The organism is Streptosporangium sp. NPDC002721 (assembly GCF_042888905.1).
In the GTDB taxonomy this organism is placed as follows: domain Bacteria; phylum Actinomycetota; class Actinomycetes; order Streptosporangiales; family Streptosporangiaceae; genus Streptosporangium.
The window spans coordinates 87,879-108,170 of sequence record NZ_JBIAQI010000031.1 but is presented as its reverse complement, the minus strand read 5'-3'; the positions used below and the strand labels follow the sequence as shown (position 1 = coordinate 108,170).

At 70.0% G+C, this 20,292-nt stretch carries 18 protein-coding genes; 7 read left to right on the top strand and 11 right to left on the bottom strand.

The window, feature by feature from the left end; all coding sequences use genetic code 11:
* Positions 1–64 precede the first annotated feature (64 nt).
* A complete protein-coding gene (locus ACFYWM_RS36580; protein ID WP_389923712.1) occupies positions 65–721 on the top strand; it encodes a flavodoxin family protein in 657 nt (218 codons plus the stop codon).
* On the opposite strand, the gene ACFYWM_RS36575 is transcribed toward ACFYWM_RS36580, so the two are convergent.
* The 9 genes from ACFYWM_RS36575 to ACFYWM_RS36535 form a co-directional block, all read right to left on the bottom strand.
* Entirely contained in the window at positions 664–1,200 is a 537-nt protein-coding gene (locus tag ACFYWM_RS36575) for a hypothetical protein (RefSeq protein WP_389923709.1), read from the bottom strand. The genes ACFYWM_RS36580 and ACFYWM_RS36575 overlap by 58 nt on opposite strands.
* Positions 1,190–1,720 (bottom strand): carboxymuconolactone decarboxylase family protein, encoded by a 531-nt coding sequence (locus ACFYWM_RS36570; RefSeq protein ID WP_389923706.1) that lies wholly within the window; start codon positions 1,718–1,720, stop codon positions 1,190–1,192. Before ACFYWM_RS36570 ends, ACFYWM_RS36575 begins: the two co-directional genes overlap by 11 nt.
* Positions 1,717–2,943 (bottom strand): MFS transporter, encoded by a 1,227-nt coding sequence (locus ACFYWM_RS36565; protein WP_389923703.1) that lies wholly within the window; start codon positions 2,941–2,943, stop codon positions 1,717–1,719. The genes ACFYWM_RS36570 and ACFYWM_RS36565 overlap by 4 nt, the downstream gene beginning before the upstream one ends.
* A 7-nt stretch (positions 2,944–2,950) precedes the next feature.
* A complete protein-coding gene (locus ACFYWM_RS36560; protein ID WP_389923700.1) occupies positions 2,951–3,463 on the bottom strand; it encodes an aromatic-ring-hydroxylating dioxygenase subunit beta in 513 nt (170 codons plus the stop codon).
* Positions 3,460–4,779 (bottom strand): aromatic ring-hydroxylating dioxygenase subunit alpha, encoded by a 1,320-nt coding sequence (locus ACFYWM_RS36555; protein WP_389923697.1) that lies wholly within the window; start codon positions 4,777–4,779, stop codon positions 3,460–3,462. Before ACFYWM_RS36555 ends, ACFYWM_RS36560 begins: the two co-directional genes overlap by 4 nt.
* Positions 4,776–5,942, bottom strand: coding sequence for a glycosyltransferase (locus ACFYWM_RS36550; RefSeq protein WP_389923694.1), 1,167 nt, complete (start codon positions 5,940–5,942; stop codon positions 4,776–4,778). The genes ACFYWM_RS36555 and ACFYWM_RS36550 overlap by 4 nt, the downstream gene beginning before the upstream one ends.
* Before the next feature lie 782 nt (positions 5,943–6,724).
* A complete protein-coding gene (locus ACFYWM_RS36545; RefSeq protein WP_389923692.1) occupies positions 6,725–7,582 on the bottom strand; it encodes an SAM-dependent methyltransferase in 858 nt (285 codons plus the stop codon).
* Positions 7,583–7,792: 210 nt separating this feature from the next.
* Positions 7,793–9,049, bottom strand: a complete 1,257-nt coding sequence (gene fmdA / locus ACFYWM_RS36540; RefSeq protein WP_389923689.1) for a formamidase — start codon at positions 9,047–9,049, stop codon at positions 7,793–7,795.
* Positions 9,050–9,094: 45 nt separating this feature from the next.
* Positions 9,095–9,376, bottom strand: a complete 282-nt coding sequence (locus ACFYWM_RS36535; protein ID WP_389923686.1) for a hypothetical protein — start codon at positions 9,374–9,376, stop codon at positions 9,095–9,097.
* Between the two features lie 409 nt (positions 9,377–9,785).
* Here ACFYWM_RS36535 and ACFYWM_RS36530 point away from each other — a divergent pair, with 409 nt between their 5' ends.
* The 6 genes from ACFYWM_RS36530 to ACFYWM_RS36505 all read left to right on the top strand — a co-directional run bounded on the left by ACFYWM_RS36530 (position 9,786) and on the right by ACFYWM_RS36505 (position 16,862).
* A complete protein-coding gene (locus ACFYWM_RS36530; RefSeq protein WP_389923683.1) occupies positions 9,786–10,733 on the top strand; it encodes a PaaX family transcriptional regulator C-terminal domain-containing protein in 948 nt (315 codons plus the stop codon).
* Positions 10,734–11,289: 556 nt separating this feature from the next.
* Positions 11,290–12,483 (top strand): cellulose binding domain-containing protein, encoded by a 1,194-nt coding sequence (locus ACFYWM_RS36525; protein WP_389923680.1) that lies wholly within the window; start codon positions 11,290–11,292, stop codon positions 12,481–12,483.
* Between the two features lie 481 nt (positions 12,484–12,964).
* Positions 12,965–13,885, top strand: a complete 921-nt coding sequence (locus tag ACFYWM_RS36520; protein ID WP_389923677.1) for an ABC transporter ATP-binding protein — start codon at positions 12,965–12,967, stop codon at positions 13,883–13,885.
* 175 nt (positions 13,886–14,060) lie between these two features.
* The gene (locus tag ACFYWM_RS36515) at positions 14,061–14,846 is read left to right on the top strand and encodes an ABC transporter permease (RefSeq protein ID WP_389923675.1); all 786 of its coding nucleotides are present in this window, start codon (positions 14,061–14,063) and stop codon (positions 14,844–14,846) included.
* Between the two features lie 73 nt (positions 14,847–14,919).
* Positions 14,920–16,200, top strand: coding sequence for a sensor histidine kinase (locus tag ACFYWM_RS36510; RefSeq protein ID WP_389923673.1), 1,281 nt, complete (start codon positions 14,920–14,922; stop codon positions 16,198–16,200).
* Positions 16,197–16,862 carry a response regulator gene (locus tag ACFYWM_RS36505; RefSeq protein WP_389923670.1) on the top strand — a complete coding sequence of 222 codons (666 nt, stop codon included), beginning with the start codon at positions 16,197–16,199 and terminating at the stop codon, positions 16,860–16,862. Before ACFYWM_RS36510 ends, ACFYWM_RS36505 begins: the two co-directional genes overlap by 4 nt.
* 131 nt (positions 16,863–16,993) lie before the next feature.
* On the opposite strand, the gene ACFYWM_RS36500 is transcribed toward ACFYWM_RS36505, so the two are convergent.
* Together ACFYWM_RS36500 and ACFYWM_RS36495 are read right to left on the bottom strand one after the other, a co-directional pair.
* Positions 16,994–19,117, bottom strand: a complete 2,124-nt coding sequence (locus ACFYWM_RS36500) for an MGMT family protein (protein WP_389923667.1) — start codon at positions 19,115–19,117, stop codon at positions 16,994–16,996.
* Between the two features lie 391 nt (positions 19,118–19,508).
* The gene (locus tag ACFYWM_RS36495) at positions 19,509–20,249 is read right to left on the bottom strand and encodes a hypothetical protein (RefSeq protein WP_389923664.1); all 741 of its coding nucleotides are present in this window, start codon (positions 20,247–20,249) and stop codon (positions 19,509–19,511) included.
* Between the last annotated feature and the right edge of the window lie 43 nt (positions 20,250–20,292).

Below are 20,292 nucleotides of genomic sequence, written 5' to 3'. Positions count from 1 at the left end.
GCCACGGAGGTTTCGTCGGGCGGCCGGTCCCGGGTGGCGCTGAGCGGACGGGGAGACCCTTCGGATGAAGATCGTTGCGTTGTCCTGCACGCAGAAGCGTCTCCCGTCGCTGACCGACGCGCTGCTGGAGGCGGCGATCACCGGCGTCGTCCGGGAGGTCGGGGACGCGGAGATCCAGCGGATCCGGTTGATCGACCATCGCATCGCGATGTGCGAGGGCGAGGACACCTGTCTCGATCCCGAGGTGGGCCGGTGCACGCTCGACGACGACTTCGAGCACGTCGTCGGCCTGGCCGAGGGCGCGCAGGCGATGCTGCTCGCCATGCCGGTGTACGCGGGGAACGTCCCCGCGATACTGAAGATCTTCCAGGAACGCCTGAAGAGCTTCATGAACGCCAGTCAACGCCCGTTCGGGAACCTGCTGGTGGGGACGATCGTGCATTCGCGCACGATGCTGACCGAGCCCGCGCTGGGATCGTTGTTCCCGTGGTACCTGCGCCTACGGAACAGGAACGTGGCGTCGGCGTGCTTCACCCAGAACGATCATCAGGACCTCACCCGCACCGCGGCGTTCGACCTGTGTGTGGCCGTGGGCCGGCAACTCGGCATGACGCTCGACGTCGGCCGGTCGCCGGCCGACGACCGCCCGGCACTGCCGCTGGTTCAGTCACCGGCCCGTCCGCGGTGCGGTGACCCGGCCGCGCCCTCTCCCGGAGCGTGAGACTCCGCGCGCCAGGTGCACCCGCCGCCCGCCCGCTCGCACGACACCGTGACGTCCGGTCCCACGTAGCGGGCGGCGATGGCGGTGTTGAGTTCCTGGCAGTACGGGCACGGTGACGAGAACGTCAGTACGACGCCGGCGCGGGCGGCCCGTTCGCGGTACCGGAGGATCCCGCAGTCGGCGTTGCGCAGGACGACGGTGCCCGAGGGCTGGGGCTCGCTGGTCACCGCCGAGTCGTACAGCAACAGCTGATGCTGCAGCCGGGTCATGAAGTGATCGGTGGCGGACACCCCGGCGGGTTGTTGCGCCCGCAGCAGCTCCGCGGTGATGCGGGAGTTCGCCTGGATCCACGCGGCCAGGCCTTCCTCGCCGTGCTCTCCCAGGATGAACTCCTCCGCGGCCGCCTGGGCCTCGAAGAACCGCTGGCGCCACAGGTCGACCTTCTCGGCCAGGTCGGAGGGGGACGGTTCACCGGTCATGGTCCGCGTCCCTCCCGGTGGCGCCGTCTCCTCCGGTGGCGTCGTTCCTCCCGGTGCTGCCGTTCCCTCCAGCGCCGTCCCTCCCGGTGGCGCCGCCCAGCTCGGTGACGCCGTTCCTCCCGGCGGAACCGTTTTCCCCGGTGGCGCCCAGCTCGGTGGCGCCGTCCAGCTCGGCGAAGACCTCCTGGGCGACGCGCAGCCCGTTGTTGGCGACCGGCCAGCCACCGTAGTAGGCGAGCTGGATGATGACCTCGACGATCTTCTCCCGCGACATCCCGAGGTGCAGGGCGGCGCCGATGTGGCCGCGCAGCTCCCAGTCGGTCCGCGCCAGGGTGACCGCGGTCAGCGCGACCAGCTCGCGCTCCTCGACGCTCAGGTGCGGGCGGGTCCAGATCTCGCCGAACAGGTGGTCGACGGTGATCTCCAGGAACTCCGGGTAGGAACCCGGGCGCGGCTCGCGGCCGAAGACCCGCTGGAACATGGCCTCACCCCGCTCGTGCCGGTCAGACTGCTGATTCATCGATCAACTCCTTCGTGTTGGCCGACCCTCGGCCGAACAGTTGTCAACGTCCACGACGCCACGAAGGCGACGGCCAGCAGCGCGGCGCCGCTGCCGAAGGCGGCCGGGACGCTCACCCGCTCCGCCACGATCCCGACGACGACCGGTCCGACCACGGCGCCGACATCGGTGCACATCGAGAAGACGGCGACGCCACTGCCGGACCGGCCGGCGACGACGTCACCGAGCAGCGCGGCCGGTGCGGCGCCGAGCAGCGCCGATCCCGCCGCGTACACGCAGAGCAGGACGACGAGCCAGGCGTACGTGTCCACGAACACCAGGGCCGTGATCGCCGCCGTGGCCACGCCGGTGCCGACGATCATGGCGGGCCGGCGGCCGGCCCCGTCGGCGACTCGGCCGGCCGGCACGATCAGCAGCGCCTGGACGACGGCGGACGTCGTGAACGCCCACCCGACCCACGTCACGTCGTGCCGCCACGCCACGATCACCGTGGGGACCAGCGCGCCGCGCAGCCCGAACAGGACCCATCCCTGCGCCAGCGCCGCGAGGCAGGCCACCAGGTAGCGTCGATCCCGCAGCAGGACCGGTAGCCGGACCACGTCACGGCCGGTCTCCGCGCCGGCGGTCCGGTGGGTGCGGAGCACCGCCGACGTCAGTGCCGCGGCGGTCAGCAACAGCACGGCGTACGCCACGAACGGCGCGGACAGGGAGATGAGGGCGAGGAACCCGCCCAGGGCCGGTCCGCAGATCCCGCCGAGCAGGAAGCCCGCTTCGAACACGGCGCTCGCCCGGCCCCGCCGGTCGGTCGGCGCGACCGCCAGGAGCGTCGCCAGCGCGGACACCGAGAACAGCACCGAGCCGACGCCGCCGAGGCCGCGGAACGCGAGCAGCTGCCCGTAGGACCCGGCGAACGCCGTCAGGGCCGAGGAGAGCGCGCACAGCAGCAGGCCGGCGACGAGGACCCGCCGCTCCCCGAAACGAGCTCCGAGCCGGCCGCAGAACGGGCTGGCGGCCAGCCGCATCAGCGCGAACAGGGCGACGAGCACCCCGATCTGGGTGGGACCGGCCCCGAACGTCGCCGCGTACACCGGGAGCACCGGGAGCACCAGTCCCAGGCCCAGCATGACGCAGCCACCGACGACACTGAGGACGTAGACCTCGCGGGGGAGGCCCGGCTGGGCGGCGGCAACGGGCGGGACGCTGCCAGGGCCGGCCGTCGTCACTGTCGGATCACAGGATGATGCTGAGCTTTCCGTGCTCGTACAACGTCTCGTGGTCGAGCACCACGACCCGTCGCCGGATCCGGAAGGACTCGCCCTCGACGGCGAGCTCGAACCGGTACTTCCCGACGTAGGCGTCAGAGCGCCCGTGCCCGAACCGGTACACGACGACGTTCGCCGCCACGTCGAGGTGCGTGCCCCGATCGGTCAGGATCTCCACGTTGCCGATCATCCGGTTCGTCCGCGACCGGGGGTTCTCGCACCACACCTCACCGTTGAGGAGCTGCTCGATCCGCTGGCGCAGCCGGGCGGCGTCGTCGTCGATGAGCCCGAGCGCGCCGGCCGTCTCGCCGCGGACGTCGGTGGCCGGCACCGAGTAGCGGATGTCGCCGGCCAGCATCTCGTCGTACCACTCCAGCAGGCGCCACTCGTCGAGCAGCCGCGCCTCGCGGAAGAGGAACTGGCTCACCCGGTGCCACAACCGCACCCGGGCCGTCTCGTCGACCGTGAGCTCGGTGGTCATCGTGGTTCCGCTCCTCGCGTCTCGACCGGGCGGGCGGCCTCGTGGTGACCGTCGTCGCCGTGCATCAGCCGGTCCCACTGCCGCCAGAACTCGCGGGCGGGAAGCTCGTCGGTCGTCTCCGGGACCTCCTTGTTCATGCCGCGCGACAGGTCCGAGTAGCGGACCGTGCGGTTGAGGTAACCCTTCTGGCACGACTCGACGATCTCGATGTCGTCGGGGGTGGCGAAGCCGGCGGGGCCGAGGAAGGTCAGGTAGTGGCTCTTGCGGAGTTCCCGGATGTCCGGATCCTCGTCCCTGGGGGCGAGGGCGACCGAGGTGATGGCCATCTGACCGGCGCCGACCGGGTCGATCTTGCGGATCGTGATCGCGATCGCGTCGATGATCATCAGGTTGGGGAAGATCAGCACCGCGCGGTTGGTGCCGGTGATCCGTTCGGCGCGTTCGGCGCCGAACCGGTCGACGAACCGCGCGGCCGTCGCCTCGATCCGCGGCCGGACCTCGTCGCCGAACATCGGCGTCCAGTAGGCGAGCGGGCGGGCCGCCGCCGGTGGCAGCTCGTTGGCCCCGTGCCCCAGCCCGAGGGCGCGGCCGAAGCCGCCCCGCCGTCGCGGGGGCACCGACCCGAGCGACTCCATGTAGCCGACGTAACGCTTGTGCAGGGCCCGGAAGTGGTAGATGTCGACGCTGTTCTCCATCATGAGCTTCCAGTTGGCCCGGGCCCCGTGGAGTTGCGCGCCCTGGATCACCTCCATCCCGACCTCGGACTGGTCGTCGATGAGGTCGAGGTAGTCCGTCGCGCCGGCCAGGTACTCGGTCAGGGTGCGCGGCTGCTCCGGATCGAAGGTGAGGAACACGAAACCGCGGTAGCTCTCACTGCGGTGCCGCGCCAGGCCGAAGTCCGCCTTCCGGAAGCCCGGTCCGTACCCGTCCGGGATCGGGACCCCGACCAGGTCGCCCTGGTTGGAGAACGTCCAGTCGTGGTACGGGCACCGGAACGACCTGGTCTGCCCGGCCGGCTGCGAGCAGATCAGGGCCCCGCGGTGGGTGCAGCTGTTCGCGAACACCCGGATCACCCCGTCGGACCCGCGCGCCATGACCACCGGGCGCCCGCCGACGTCGCGTGACACGTAGGAGCCCGGCTCGGGCACCTCCGACTCGTGCCCGACGTACAGCCAGCAGCGATCGAAGATCCTGGTCATCTCCTGGGCGGCCAGGTCGTCGTCGGTGTAGGCGCGGCGATCCACCCGGAACGAGAGGCGTTCGAGATCGTCGATCACGACCGGGTCGCCCACCGGCCGCCGCAGCTCGATCGTCACCGCGCCCCCTCGCGCCGTAGCGTCCCGACCGTGCCGACGACCAGCTCGGCCGTGCGCGCGGCGGAGTCGCCGCACTCCGGCAGCGCGGCGCGCAGCCGGGCCCGGTAGTCCCGGGCGGGATCGAGCAGATCGGTGACGGCGTCGGTGACCGCCCGCTCCGTGACGGCGGCCGGCTCCAACGCCGTCCCGAAGCCCGCGCTGCCCACGAAGTGCGCCTGGATGGGCTGATCCACGGCCAGCGGGATCACCAGCATCGGTGTCGCCGCCCGGATCGACTCCGCCACGGAGTTGTATCCGCCGTGGGTGACGAACACGTCGGCGCGTTCGAGCACCTCGCGTTGCGGCACGTACGGGGCGGTGAGCACGTCGTCGGGCAGCGCGAGCTCCTCGGCGAGATCCCCCACCGAGGCGATCACCTGCGCGCCGGTCGCCGCCGCCCCGGTGATCACCGTGCGCAGCAGGTCCGGCCGCCGGTAGAAGATCGTGCCGAAGGAGACGTACACCAGCGGGCGATCGGGGTCGATCCGGTCCAGGCCCGAGAAGGCGACCTCGTCGCCGCGGGCCCCCGCCGCGCCCGGCAGCCCGACCAGCCGCACACCGTCGTCGGTGACCGCGTCGTCCCCGACGAGAGCGGGGATCGTCGGCATCAGGTTGAGGATCGGCGAGCGCGCCGAGTGGGTCCGGGTCGACCACAGCACCCCGTGCTCGGTCAGGTAGTCGCCGACCTGCTCGTCGTACGGCCAGCGACCTCGTCGCCGCTCGCTCGGGCACACTCCGCCCAGGTTGGCCCAGATCATCCCGTACGGCACGCCGGACGCCTGTGCGCCGGCCATGGCCGACGCCGTGACCGGCAGCGAATCGACGAGCACGAAGTCCGGGGCCGTCTCGCGGAGCGCGTCAGCCGTCTGGTCCGCCACCGGCGACGACCGGAGCATCGGGCCGATCCTCGCCGGGTCGCCGCTCCACGGCGCCATCTCGACCTTCCCGATCAGGTGGACCCGCGTCTCGCCCAGGGCCCGGCGACGCTGCTCGTCGAGCGCGCCGCCGTCCGCGGACAGCAGCAGCAGCGAGACCTCCCCGCCGGCGGCCCGGAGCGCGTTGACCACCGGGATGTATGGGTTCAGGTGACCATGCTGAGTCGTGGTGAGGAGGGCGACGCGCACTCAGATCTCCGATCCGACGAAAGAAGACGACCAGGACGACTCGATATCCGGCTCCGAACGCACCACGGCGGCCACCTGCTTCCAGAAACGAGTCGAGACGGCGACGCGCGAACGGCGGGACTCCACTCCCGGACAGGCGAGAACGCCCGGCAGGTGAAAGGGGCCGCCGACGCACTGATACCGCTACGAGGCTCTACGCATTCCCCGTCGCCGTTGAGGGGGCACATCGATCGACGCTATTCGAGAAAATCTCGAAACAACCGGGTTCGCCACCTGCCTGCAAGGCAGTTTCGTAAAGCCTGCCGGGATGTGCAATCGATGTCAACGCCTCGCAATTGTCAGCTACCACCACTCTGCCGGACGCGATTTCGTCAAGGACGGCTATGGGACGTCTTACGCGACGGAGCCGGTGCCCGTACGGCAGGTGAGACCGATGTCACCCGACTTACCGCCCGCGAAACATTCGCGAAATGACCGGGAACGGTTCAAGTGCGGCCTCAGCCATAGCCGCAGGTCAGTAGACACGGGCGTCTCTGAACGCGACCGCTTGAACCGCGCCGGGTTTTCGGGGACTTTGACGTGTCCCGAGTTCGGTGGGGTCGGCCTGGTCGATTCTCACCTCGGCCGAGGTGGGCACCGTGAAGCGACGGCGCCACTCCGCCGCGGATATCACGGTGCCGAGCCGGGCGGGGCGTTCGTGAACGCCCCGCCGTGTGTTCCGGAGCCGGCCGGCGGCATCCGGATCCGCCCGTACCGCGGATCGGCACCTGGCCGGGCGTCGTCTAGCGTTTGCGAGCCAGACCGCCGTAGTAGGTGTGGTACAGAAGGGCGTTCCTGTCGAAGACGCTCGGCTCGGCACGCCACTCGGGGAGCGGCACGAGGCCCGGTTCGACCAGCTCGAAGTCGCCGAAGTACTCCGTGATCTCGTCCGTGGTGCGCCAGCGGCCGGTGCCGAGGTTCTCGTTGAAGAGCTTCTCGGCCGTCTTGGCCTGCTGTGACGCCGCCGGGTGCACCGCACCGGGATCGCAGAAGTGCGAGATCGCCACGAAGCTGCCGGACACCAGCGGGGCGCGCAGCGTGGCCGCCACTCCCGCGGGATCGTCGTTGTCGTGCAGATGGTGCAGGATGCTCAGCATCAGCAGTCCCACCGGCTCGCTGAAGTCGATGAACTTCCTGACCCGATCGTTCTCCAGGATCGACCGTGGGTCGCGCGCGTCCGCCTGGATGACCGTCGTGCTGTCGTCGGTGGTGAGCAGCGCCCTCCCGTGGACCATCACCATGGGGTCGTTGTCCACGTAGACCACCCGGGCCGCCGGATCGACCTCCTGCGCCACCTGGTGCACGTTGCCCTGGGTGGGCAGACCCGACCCGATGTCGACGAACTGCTTGATCCCCGCCTCGGCCACCATGTGGTGCACGACCCGCCGAAGGAAGTCCCGGTTCTGCTGCCCGGCCTGCCGGGCTCCCGGGGCGATCTTCAGAGCCGCCTCGGCGACCTGCCGGTCGACGGCGAAATTGTCTTTCCCGCCCAGGAACCAGTCGTAAACTCTCGCGATGCTGGGCTTCGTCGTGTCGATCTCCGCGGGAAGCCGCCCCTTGTCCGGCATCGCCTCGTTCCGATCCTCGCCGCGCTCGGACACCTCGCCACCTTCGTCCCGATCGGGCCCCGCTTGATCGCGGGGAACTGGGCAGATGATAACCCTTAATCCCTCTAAGAGCGGATATATGGCGACAAGTTCATGCGGTAAGCGCTGGAATGACGATGTGTCTATAGCTCCGAAAAACCACAAACAGTTCAATCGGGTGACTTTCCCCGACAGTCGCCGGCGAGCGGGGTGGGCAAATGGTTCTCAGCCAGGGCCGGCGTGCGGTGTGCCGGTGCCCTGGGGCACGCGGAACGGGCCGGAGGCGCCGGGGCGGACGTCGAAGTCGAAGATCGCGGTTGGCAGGTAGACGGTGGCGCAGGAGTTGGGGATGTCCACCACCCCCGACAGCCGTCCCTCGATCGGCGCGGCGCCGAGCAGCAGGTACGCCTGCTCGGGGCTGTAGCCGAACGCCGTCAGATAGTCGATCGCGTGCAGGCAGGCGCGCTGGTAGGCCAGTTGCGAGTCAAGGTAGCGCTGCTCGCCGTCCAGGGTGACGGACACCCCGGAGAAGGCGAGCCACTCGCTGTACTGGGGGCCGGTGCGGCCCGGCATGAAGACGGCGTTCTCGCCGACGCGGTACGTCCGCATGCCGTCCTTGATGACGTCGACCCGCAGGTCGACGAAGCCGCCCATCTCGATGGCACCGCAAAAGGTGATCTCGCCGTCGCCCTGCGAGAAGTGCAGGTCGCCGACCGACAGGTTCGCGCCGGGTACGTACACCGGGTAGAACACGCGGGAGCCCCGGGTGAGATTCTTGATGTCCTGGTTGCCGCCGTTCTCTCGTGGCGGCGCGGTGCGGGCCGCCTCGGCCGCGACCCGGTCGAACTCGGAGGGGGAGACGGAGCCGAGGACGGCGTCCCGGGGCTCGGGAGGCAGGGCCAGCGGTGGCACTCTCCGCGGGTCCGTGGCTATCAGCGCCGCTTCCCGCGCGTTCCATCTCGACAGCAGCGCCGCCGACGGCGCGGTGCCCATGAGCCCGGGGTGGGTGATGCCGGTGAACGACACCGCTGGGATATGACGTGACGTAGCAGTCTGGCCGGAGAAGTCCCAGATCGCCTTGTAGGCGTCGGGGAACTGCTCGGTGAGGAAGCCGCCGCCGTTGCGGGTGGGGAAGATCCCGGTGTAGCCCCACCCCTGACCGGCCAGCGGGCCGCTGTCCTCCTGGGGGATGGGCCCCAGGTCGAGGATGTCCACGACCAGCAGGTCGCCCGGCTCGGCCCCCTCGACCGCGAACGGGCCGCTGAGCGCGTGCACCGTCGTCAGCGGGGCGTCACGGATGTCCTCGGCGGAGTCGTCGTTGCGGATCGCGCCGTCGAACCACTCCCGGCAGTGGACCCGGAAGCTGTCACCGGGTCTGACCCGTGCCACGGGCGGGATCTCGGGATGCCAGCGGTTGTGACCGACCTTGGTCTGGTCGGTGAACTTCCTCTTCGAGTCGAGCGGGAAAATCAACTCCGGCACGGCTGGATTCCTTTCGGCGTGGCGTGGTGCGACGTGGCGTGACGGTCACGGCCGTGGCAGGCGGCCGGTGGCGGGGTGGGCGACCACCGCGCCTCCGGCACGGCGCCGCGGCGGGGAGGTGACGACCTCGGGCTCGAAGGCGCTGCGCTCGGCGCGCTCCAACCGGCTGGACAGGGCGGCCGGAGTACGCGTGAGCATCGGCGCCGAGAACGCCCGGACCGAGGTCGCGCCGCAGCCCGGGCACGGCACCGCGGCGGGTGCGGTGCCGATCGGGAAGGTGACCTCGATCTCGGAGCGGCACGGGCACCGGTAGACGTACACCACCATGGCACGCGCCCTTCGAGTGAATCCGAAATGGGTTTCCCCGGTCGCGCCCCTCCCTGCCGACGTGATCTCGGGAAATGGTCTCAGGGTCGGATGTATCCGCAATTCAATGTGTGAATGCAACGCGGCTCATCTCGCTTCCGCCAACTTGCTCGCACGGCGAGGTAGATCGCTTAGCTTATGACTGGAAATAAGAGGAAATATTTCTACATTTAAAATGCGTAAGCTGTATGGCTTCTCGCGGCTGTGCTCCCCTGGAGCGGGCGCCTCGGACTCACGCCTTCGATGCCCTCGGTGGTCTTGCCGGTCCTGAGTTCGCCAGGAGGAGTTCCGCGGCGACGGCGCGGGCCCGGGGTCGTCCGGCGAAGCGTTGTCGTTCGGCAGGGGCGTCGCCGTGAGGCAAGCTGATGACGTGAGTGTCCATGTGCCTTCGGACGATGTCGCGGCCCCGCGGGCGCAGGTGGGCCCCAACCCGCAGCACCTGCTGACGACCTTGCTCGGCGAGTACCTCGACTCCTCGGACGCCGACCTCCCATCGGCGGCGGTGGTCGCGATGCTCGGGGAGTTCGGCATCAGCGAGTCCAGCGCGCGGGCCGCGCTGTCCCGGCTGACCAAGCGCGGCCTGATCGCCGTACGGGGACCCGGGCGGCCGCCCGTGTACCACCTCACGCCCCAGGCGATCGCCAAACATCGCTCCCGGATGGACCATTTCCTGAGCTTCGGCGCACGCCCGCCGCGCTGGACCGGCGACTGGGTGACCGTCTCCTTCTCGATCCCCCAGTCCGGCCACGCTCCACGGCACGCGGTCCGCAAGGCCCTGGGGTCGCTGGGTTTCGCGCGGCTGTACGACAGCGTGTGGATCCGGCCCGGATCCGACTCCGGTCCGGTGACCCGGGCGCTGCACGACATCCTGGACGACGTCGACGGCAGCCGGTGGTCGGTGATGCGCGCCCGCTTCGACGAGGAGACCGGCCCGCACGGTCCGGCCGCCGCCTACGACCTGGCCGGTCTCGCCGCCGCCTACGAGGCCTTCATCGCGCGGTACTCGGACCTGCGGCTGGCCGTCCGCGACGGGGAGGTCGACGCGACCCGGGCGCTGGTGGCCCGGACCTCCGTCATGGACTCCTGGCGGAAGTTCCCCGACATCGACCCGGACCTTCCCGAGCACCTCCTGCCGGCACCGTGGCCCCGCCAGGCCGCCAGGGATCTCATGCTGGAGGTCCACTCCGCTCTCGGCTCGCTCGCCGAGGCGCGGCTCATCCGGGTCGCGACACCGTACTGGCCGGAGGCCGCGTCCTGGATCACCCACTTCCAGGCATCGGAGAACTCCGTATCGGCCCCGGCCGGCGGGGACGGCTGAAGGAAACTTTCATTTCCCCGAACGACGGACCGGCCGCCGGGGCGCGTTTCGTGACGGCCGTGGCGCGCCGGTCCCTCGACCGGCCGCCGCCCGCCGGGGTCGCGTCGAAGCGTCGGGCCGGCGAGGGCGCCGTGCCCCATGCCGGAATCGTCTGACCTGCGCTGGAGCCGCCCGCACCGGTGCGTCCTCCCGGCGTCGGGCAGGGGGCCGGCGGCGCCGTTCCGAAGGTTCGTGTGATCGGCGGGCTTCCACCCGGCGCCGGCTGCGTAAGAGGTGTTCCCGGTCCGCGCGCGCACTGCCCGACCGGCGCGGGTGCGCTCGCTTGACACTTTTTATCACCGCGTTGATAGTAACTGCACGTTGCTCCCGTCGGTTCGTTCCGCCCGCCACGAGCGCGGCTCGTGGGCGCGACGGTCCGCTGTGTCGATCTCCAGATTCGGCCGGCGCCGACCGGCCTGGCCGCGGTGGGAGTGGTCGTGCCGCCGGGCTCCATCGGCGTGTGCCGCGCATGCCACATCCGACACAGAGCGCTGTCGTGACATCTACGGAGGACGAAATGAGAAAACGCTCGATCATCGGCGCGGTGGTGGCGGCCGCGGTCGCTCCGCTCTGCGCCGGAATAATGGCGCTCACCATGACGCCGAGCGCGGCGGTCGCCGACTCGGGCCCCTATCCGGCCGGTTACGAGACCTCCACCAGCCTGCCCAACCACACCATCTACCGGCCCGGGACCCTCCCGTCCGAGAAACTTCCCATCTTCGTGTGGGGCAACGGAGGCTGCTCCGCCAACGGGACCTCGCAGCTGAACTTCCTCCGCGAGATCGCCTCGCACGGATTCCTGGCCATCGCCAGCGGCAGCCCGAACGGCTCCGGCTCGACGACGTCCCAAATGCTCACCCAGTCCATCGACTGGGCGGTCTCGGAGAACAACCGCCAGGGCGGCAAGTACTACGGCAGGCTCGACACCGGCAAGATCGCCGTAGGGGGCTTCTCCTGCGGGGGGCTGGAGGCCTACGCCGTCTCCAACGACTCACGTGTCACCACGACCACCATTTTCAGCAGCGGGTTGTTGAACGACGCCGACGACTACCAGCTCCGCCGGCTGACGAAGCCGATCGCCTACTTCGTCGGCGGGCCCAGCGACATCGCGTACCAGAACGCCATCGACGACTGGGGTAAGTTGCCGGCGGGGTTGCCCGCGTTCATGGGCAATCTGAACGTGGGGCACGGGGGCACCTACGGCCAGACCAACGGCGGCGAGTTCGGCCGCGTCGCGGTGCTGTACCTCAAGTGGCGGCTGAAGGGTGACACGTCGGCCGGGGCCAACTTCGTCGGCGCCGGCTGCGGCCTGTGCGGCACCCAGTGGCAGATCCAGCAGAAGAATCTCACGCTCGACGGTGGCACCCCCTCCCCGACGCCCACTCCGACGCCCACCCCGACGCCCAGCGGCGGGCCGCAGGGCTGCTCGGCGACCTACTCGGTGCAGGACCAGTGGGCCGGTGGGTTCGTCGCCGCCGTCAACGTCACCGCGGGCGGCACCGCGATCAACGGCTGGAGGGTCGCCCTCACCCTGCCCGGCGGGGCCACGATCACCTCCCTGTGGAACGGCGTCAACTCCGGCACCAGCGGCGCCGTGACCGTCACCAACCAGAGCTACAACGGGCGGCTGCCGGCCGGGCAGAGCACCAACTTCGGGTTCCAGGGGAACGGAACCGGCGCCGGAGCCACCGTCACCTGCACCGCCGTCTGATCGGCTCGCCCGAGGCGCGACCCCTGTGGCACGACCCCCGCGGCGGGACGCCCCGCGGGGGCGGAGAGGAAGGCCGGCGCCGGCACGACGCGGGCCGCGGGGAGGGGACGCGGCCCTCCCCGCGAGCAAGGAACGCGCGCCGACCGTGGACGTCCTGTCCTTCGCCGGAGAGCACACCGGCCTGTCACCGGAGAGGACGACCGTGCCCCCTCGGGAGACCGCCGCGGGACCACACGTGGACGGGCTCGTCCGCGATTCCTGACCGGGCGCGCACGGGAGTCCTCCCCGGACCCGGCGCGCCTCGTGTCACTCGTACGGGGCGCGATCAACCGATCGGCTGACGGCGGTCGCCATCCGGTGGGGCCGGCCCGCCCACCGGGCGACGGCCAGGTCCCGTCCACCGGTCAATGTCGGAACGAGCGCTGCCGTAGAAGGCTGGACACAGCAAGACACCGAGGTCCAAGCCCGAGAGGACACGCTCATGCCACCGGTCATCGAGGTACGCAACCTCCACAAGCGATACGAGGACAAGGTCGCTGTCGACGACGTCTCGCTCACCGTCCAGGAGGGTGAGATCTTCGGCATCCTCGGCCCGAACGGCGCCGGCAAGACGACGACCGTGGAGTGCGTCGAGGGCCTCCGCGTGCCGGACCGGGGCGAGATCAGGGTGCTCGGGCTCGATCCCCGCAGGGACCACGCCGAGCTGACCCGGCGGCTCGGCGTCCAGCTGCAGGCCGGTCACCTCCCCGAGCGGCTGCAGGTCGCCGAGGCCCTGGAGCTCTACAGCTCCTTCTACCCCCGGCCCGCCGACTGGCGCGCGCTGCTGGACGGCCTCGGCCTGGCGGACAAGGCGAGGACCAGGTACGGCAAGCTGTCCGGCGGCCAGAAACAGCGGCTCTCCATCGCGCTGGCGCTCGTCGGCAGCCCCCGGGTGGCGATCCTCGACGAGCTCACCACCGGTCTCGACCCGCAGGCCCGGCGCGACACCTGGGACCTGATCGAGGGCGTACGCGCCCGCGGGGTGACGATCGTGCTGGTCACCCACTTCATGGAGGAGGCCGAGCGGCTGTGCGACCGGCTCGCGCTGATCGACGCCGGCCGCGTCGTCATGGTGGACACCCCGGCCGGCCTGACCGAGCGGGCGCGCATCGAGCAGCGGATCCAGTTCCGCCCGTCCAGGCCGATCGACGACGAGCTGCTGACGAGCCTGCCCGACGTCTCCGGTGTCACCCGGCGGGGCGAGCTAGTCGTCGTCACCGGCAACGGCAACGCGCTCAACGCCGTCACCACCGTCCTGGCCCGCGGCCAGATCGTGGCCGAGCAGCTGCGCGTCGAGCAGGCGAGCCTGGAGGACGCGTTCGTCCAGCTGACCGGCAAGCGCCTCGAACCCGGCTCCCGGTAACGCACCCCCGGCTCCCGGTAACGCACCCCCGGCTCCCGGTAACGCACCCCCGGCTCCCGGTAACGCACCCCCGGCCCTCGACAACGCACCCCCGGTCCCGATGACACACATCCCGGCCCCTGGCGACACATCCCCGGCCTTTGACAACGCGTCACTGAGAAAGGACCCCACACCCATGCCATCCCTGCGCGCCGCCACACCCCCTGTCACCGCCGAGCGAGGTTTCGCGACCTGGCGGCTCATCAAGGCCGAGAGCACGTTGTGCGTCCGGGACAAGGTCGCCCCCCTCTGGGGCATCGGCTTCCCGCTGATCCTGCTGGTCATCCTCGGCAGCGTCTCCGATCTGCGGGAGCTCGTGGAGGGCGGTGGCGGCCTGACGTACTTCGACCTCTACGTCCCTGTCCTGATCCTGTTCAACCTGGCCATCCTGGCCACCGCCTCCCTGCCGACCACGCTCGCGGGATACCGGGAGAACGGCGTGCTGCGGCGCATGCGGACCACGCCGGTCGGCCCGGCCCGCGTGCTCGCCGCCCAGCTCGTGGCCAACTTCGCCATCGCGGTCGTCGCGATGGTCCTGTTCCTCGCGGTGGCCGGGCTCGGCTTCGGCGTCGACCTGCCGGAGCACCTTCCCGGCTTCGCCCTCGCCTGGCTGCTCGCGGCCGCCGCGCTGCTCGCGATCGGCCTGCTGATCACCGCGCTCGCGCCGGGGCGTGGCCCGGCCACGGCGATCGGCACGGTGCTGTTCTTCCCGATGATGTTCTTCGCCGGGCTCTGGGTGCCGATCTCGCAGATGCCGCCGCTGCTGAGGGACATCGCCCCCTACACCCCGCTCGGCGCGGGCATGGGAGCGTTCCAGGACGCGTACCTGGGCCACTTCCCGTCCGCCGTGCCGCTGCTGACCCTGGCGGCCTACGCGGCGGTGTGCGCGTTCGTCGCGGTCCGCTGGTTCCGTTGGGAGTAGACACCTGGAGCGGACGCCGGAGCGGACGCCGCGGATGGACACCGGGAATAGAATCTCGCCGGGAGAGGGAATCTTGAGCAGGAAGACTTCGCCACAGCCGCCGTTCCTTCTGGTCAACGTGGTGCCGTACGCGCTGCTGGTGCTCCTCGTCGCGATCCTGTTGATCGTGGAGGATTGGGCGGACGGCTCCCTGCTCGTCGACCTCGGCCTGTGCGGGCTGGCGGCCGCGTGGATGCTCGGCATGTTCACCCTGCGTCCAGGCTGGTGGGACCGGCCACGGATCATGGGGGTGTTCGTCGCGGGGCTGCTCGTGATCACCGCGATCCTGGTGGTCCGTCATCCCGCCTTCGGGCTCTTCACCCCCGCCGCCTACATCTACTCCTTCACGGTCCTGCGCTGGCCGTGGCGGCTGCTGGGCGTAACCGCCGCGGCGGTCGTGGCCGGTACGGCACAGGCGTCCGACGTCCCCAAGACGGACGCGCTCGGCCTGGCGCTGTACGCGATCATCGTCGCCTTCAACATCGCCATGATGTGCGGCTGCGCCTGGGTCCTGCGGTTCGCCGAGAAGGAGGAGGAACGGCGCGAGCAGACCCTCGAGGAGCTGAGCCGGACGAACCGGTTGCTGGAGGCGACGCTCGCCGAGAACGCCGGCCTGCACGCCCAGCTGCTCGCCCAGGCCAGGGAGGCGGGGGTCCTCGACGAGCGCCGGCGGATGGCTCGCGAGATCCACGACACCCTGGCGCAGGGGCTCACCGGGATCATCACGCAGCTCCAGGCCGCCGAGCAGATGCACGACGTCCCGGAGAAGTGGCACCGCCCCTTCGAAGCCGTGAAGACGCTGGCGAGGGAGAGCCTGGCGGAGGCCCGGCGCTCGGTCGACGCGCTCCGGCCCGAGCCGCTGGAGACCGGGCGCCTGGGCGACGCGCTCACCGACGTCGTCAACCGGTGGTCGACGCTGCACGGGCTCGCCGTCCAGGTCACGACGACCGGTACGGTACGGCGGATGGCGCCGGAGACCGAGTTCGCGCTGCTGCGCACGGCGCAGGAGGCGCTGGCCAACGTGGCCAGGCACGCGGGCGCGACCAGGGTCGGGGTGACGCTGTCGTACCTGGAGAACGAGGTGGCGTTGGACGTACGAGACGACGGCCGGGGCTTCGATCCCGCGGGTCTCGAAGCGGGCACGGCCGGAACCGGCGCGCCACGCCAGGCGTCCCGCGACGGCGGGTTCGGCCTGACCATCATGCGGCAGCGCGTCGAGGCGCTGTCCGGAAGCCTGCGGATCGAGTCCGAGCCCGGAGCCGGCACCGGGATCTCGGCCTGTGTCCCCGCCCTGCCCGCCGGGAGCCAGACATGACCGACCGCACGGACGAGCCCCCGATCCGGCTGCTGATCGCGGACGACCATCCCATCGTCAGGGACGGGCTGAGCAGCATGTTCGCCTCCGCGCCCGGGTTCGAGGTGCTGGGCGAGGCCCCGGACGGCGCCACGGCCGTGCGGCTCGCCAGGGAGCTCAGGCCGGACGTGATCCTGATGGACCTGCGCATGCCGGTCATGGACGGGCTGACCGCGATCACCGAGCTGGCCAGGCTCGGCGTCACCGCGCGGGTGCTGGTCCTGACCACCTACGACAACGACGCCCACGTGCTGCCGGCGATCGAGGCGGGCGCGACCGGCTACCTGCTCAAGGACTCGCCCCGGGAGGACCTGCTGCGAGGCGCGCGGGCCGCGGCCAAGGGCGAGAGCGTCCTGTCCCCGTCGGTGGCGGCGAGGCTGATGAACCGGGTCAGGACACCCGCCCCGCAACTGCTCAGCCAGCGGGAGCTGGAGGTCCTCGCGCTCGTGGCGGCCGGGAACACCAACCGCGAGGCGGCCACCCGGCTGTTCATCACCGAGGCCACCGTCAAGAGTCACCTCCTGAACATCTACGCCAAGCTCGGCGTGAAAGACCGCGCCGCCGCCGTGGCCGAGGCGTTCAACCGGCGGCTGCTCACCCCCGAGGCGCAGGAGTCACCCTGACACGGCTCCTTCGCCCCTCCCGGAATCCTGACACGGCTTCTCCGTTCTCCCCGAAGCCCTGACACGGCACGGACGCGGACCGCCGGCCCGCGTCGTGACGCTCTCTCACTCAGCCACTCGGCGGCCGTGGTTCAGAAAGAACCGGACCTGAGCGCCTGGAGCCCGCGTTGGCAGACCGCCCATTGGATGTTGTCGCCACCGGCGTTGGCCAGGATGACGCTTGCGACGATGTCGGCGTGACACGGGGGAGTTCCGTGCTGGCTGCAACCGCCCCGGGCGCCCGTACTCCTCGGATTCTTGTACCACGCGGGAGGCTGGGGAGAGAGTATCTGGACGACGCGCGACTTCACCGCCAGGAGATCATTGAGCGCGGCGGTCACGACTTCTGACGTACCAGGTTGCGCGAGCGCGGCCGGAGTGAGAGAGGGACGCCTCGCGTAGTTCGCGGTGAGAAGCTGTTCGGGGATCCGCGCCCACCCCGGAAGGGTGCTCAGAGCATCGGCGAGTCGCGCCAGCCGTTCCTGATAGGTCCCGCGGTTGTGCATCCATTCGAAGTTGATCGAAAGAACCGACTTGCTCACTCCTGTGTAGATGCTCCAGACCGCAGCCTCGTCGGTGCCGAGACTGAACCATGCCGTGACCGAGGGATACTCGGCCTCGCCGAAGTAGTATCCGCGGAACGACGGATGGCGTTCCGCGTGCCGGTAGACCGCGAGCAGGGTGTTGGCCACGTCTTCGGGGCAGTACTGCTCAAGCGCTTGGAGAAGGCTGTCCTCGTCCCACTTGCTCCGGCCGCGTGACAGCGTTGCCCGCTGCTCGCTGTTCATCGGGGGGACGGCTCCCAGGGCGCCCGCATCGACCGGCGCGGCGTCGTAGTCCGCGGCCGGAAGCGGGTCGCCGAGGGCCAGATGGATGGCGATCGCGATCGATTCGAGCCAGGAGATGGTCTCCTCCGCCTCGCTCGCGCTGATGGCAACCTTCTGTCCGGGCCGGTCCGGGTCGTGATCGGCCGTGTGCGCGATGTTGTTCCGGCGCCAGGCGATCTCACGCAACTTGCTCCGTACGCCGTCGGAGGTGATCGGCGCCACCGAGTCCTGACTGGTGAGGATCTCCGCCACCTTCACCCAGAGGTTGACCGTACTGACGTGGCTGAACCCTTCCTTGATCTTGTCCGGGTTCTGGAAGGTCATGTACGCGAAGGCCTGCTCCAGGTGGGCGCGAAAGGCCTCGCCCAGGGGCTCGTCGTGATGGTGAACCCTTTCGAACAACTCGACGGGGATGGACAGCTTGCTGAACTTGGGAGGACGGGCCACCCGCGGTTGCAACGCGAGAGCGACCGCCCGGTCGACGATCTCCCGCGTGACCCAGTGGTCCAGTGCCGCCACGGACTGGGTCCAGGCGGCTCGATAGAGATCGCTGACGTCGAAGGCACCTACCCTGAGCCGTTCCAGGTTCCGGCCCCCGTGCACGAGTTGCCGGGCGTATCCGAGGTTCTGCTGAAACTGCTCGAACGCCGGCGGAACGTCGTCGGGTTCGGGAGCAGGCGCCACGTCGCCGGTCACACCCGGTGCGAGTCCCGCCTTGGTGAGCACCTTGCGAAAGTCGTCCGCCGTGACGCGACGCGCCGGGTTCGCTCGTCCGGCCTGGTCGAAGGTCAATCCCTCGTGCTCCAAGACGGCGCGCGGCTCGTCGGCCCGCATGGGGTCGAGCCACCGAAACTGCGGCGAGACCCGGCCTCCGGCCTGGAGGACTCGATGGGCGTTGTACCCCTCGGGGGCTTCGGCCATGAACCCGCCGACCGACTGTGCCGACATGCCGACCAGATCGGCCAGGTCACCGTAGGTCGTCCAGCGCCCGGGCTCCAGCTGCTCCAGGGCCTTCAGGACCAGGTTCCAACGCGGGTCGGCATACCTGCGCCCCTGCGCGGGCACCCGCCGGGCCCGGTACTGACGCCCCAGCTCCCGATAGAGCTCGACGCCCGGGAAATTCTCCAGCGCCTGGATCCCGGCGGGTGTGATCGCCCATCCGTTCCTTTTGCTCATCCAGCCGAGCGACGCGGCCTCCCCCGTCCGAAGTCCCAGCTGCGCCCACCAGCGTGTCTGACCGTGCGCGTTGAGACCCTCGTGCTCCGGGGCGATGGAGACCCTTTCGGCCACCGCTTTCCGTACCTCGTCGGGCTGTAGCGGGCGGCCGGCCTCCTGAAGGATCTCCAGGGTCGTACGAAGAATCGGTGCGATGTGCTCGGCGAAGGACACGGGGGCTCCTTGATCTTCACTAGCCGACTGTGGCCGGGAGGGGCCGGGGTCGCCACCTGTTGAACGGGTCATCGTGGCGGCGCGGACAAACCGGCAATAATGCGATGTTTTTCGCGAGATTGATTCGGACAATTAGGATTTATCGTCCTCGGAGAATTTGAGGGGAGAAGACTGGAACGAGCATAGTTTCCGTGAACAAATGCGGGGCTTCGGCAGATGAGATTTCTTCAGGAGATCTCCATTGCCTCCGGGAATCCCGTATCGGTCACTTATCGCGCCACGGCCGATGTCCGGCCAGAACCGGTTCGTCGCGTCGCCGCACGACCGGAGACCGGGCGCCGATGCGCTTCTGACCGGCCGTGAGCGGCGCGGGAGCCTTTCGCGGGTTCTCCTATCGCGGTCGCATCAGGTCGAGATCCTCGCCCCACGCATCCAGCACCGCGTCATGCCCGGCGCGTCGGGCCGCCGGCTCGACACGGGCGAACAGGCGTCGTTGCAGGGGCACGTCGCCCGTTCCCGAGATGCGGTCCACGGTGTCCAGCAGCATGCCGGTGTCCCATCCGGGCAGCGGGTGCCGGGCGAGTTCCCATTCCAGATACCTGTTGTAGGGGCGAGGACGACGGTCGAGGGCGAAGAGCAGTTCCAGCAGGAACCGGACGCTGTCAGCGGCGTCGAGGCGGGCGGCGAGCGGATGCCCGTCACGGTCGTTCTTGACGGAGCGGTAGAGGGAGTTGGCGTAGGCGTCGAGCCATTCGGCGGAGTTCCGGAACGCCTCATCGGCGTCGAGCCGCGCCTTGGCGGCCAGGATCCGGGCGATGCCACCGTCAAGCCTGTCGAGCACGATTTCAGCTCGGGCAAGGGCGTAGCGCTCGAAGCCGGGCATTCCAGCCGCGCGGAACTCGGTGAGGGAGACGATGACGAGATCGAGCTCAGGAGTACGGTGGCCGCCGAACCGGGTGAGGTCCGTTGTCGCGTCATCGGCGATCACCACGTACAGGTCGTGGTCGGAGTGCCCGGTGGCCATGTCGTCGTGAGCGTGGGAACCCTTGAGAACGAGGCCGACGACCGCGGGGTCGGCGGTGGCGAGCGCGACGAACGCGTGGTAGGTGAGGGGTCGCTGGGCCGGCGTCATGTGATCTACGGTGGCATGCCCTGCCGGGAGTCGTCACCGGTGT

Excerpts from the sequence above, each read along its gene's own strand:
- ACFYWM_RS36580 (WP_389923712.1), top strand. The coding sequence starts at position 65 with ATGAAGATCGTTGCGTTGTCCTGCACGCAGAAGCGTCTCCCGTCGCTG.
- ACFYWM_RS36575 (WP_389923709.1), bottom strand. The coding sequence starts at position 1,200 with ATGACCGGTGAACCGTCCCCCTCCGACCTGGCCGAGAAGGTCGACCTG.
- ACFYWM_RS36570 (WP_389923706.1), bottom strand. The coding sequence starts at position 1,720 with ATGAATCAGCAGTCTGACCGGCACGAGCGGGGTGAGGCCATGTTCCAG.
- ACFYWM_RS36560 (WP_389923700.1), bottom strand. The coding sequence starts at position 3,463 with ATGACCACCGAGCTCACGGTCGACGAGACGGCCCGGGTGCGGTTGTGG.
- ACFYWM_RS36535 (WP_389923686.1), bottom strand. The coding sequence starts at position 9,376 with ATGGTGGTGTACGTCTACCGGTGCCCGTGCCGCTCCGAGATCGAGGTC.
- ACFYWM_RS36525 (WP_389923680.1), top strand. The coding sequence starts at position 11,290 with ATGAGAAAACGCTCGATCATCGGCGCGGTGGTGGCGGCCGCGGTCGCT.
- ACFYWM_RS36520 (WP_389923677.1), top strand. The coding sequence starts at position 12,965 with ATGCCACCGGTCATCGAGGTACGCAACCTCCACAAGCGATACGAGGAC.
- ACFYWM_RS36515 (WP_389923675.1), top strand. The coding sequence starts at position 14,061 with ATGCCATCCCTGCGCGCCGCCACACCCCCTGTCACCGCCGAGCGAGGT.
- ACFYWM_RS36505 (WP_389923670.1), top strand. The coding sequence starts at position 16,197 with ATGACCGACCGCACGGACGAGCCCCCGATCCGGCTGCTGATCGCGGAC.
- ACFYWM_RS36495 (WP_389923664.1), bottom strand. The coding sequence starts at position 20,249 with ATGACGCCGGCCCAGCGACCCCTCACCTACCACGCGTTCGTCGCGCTC.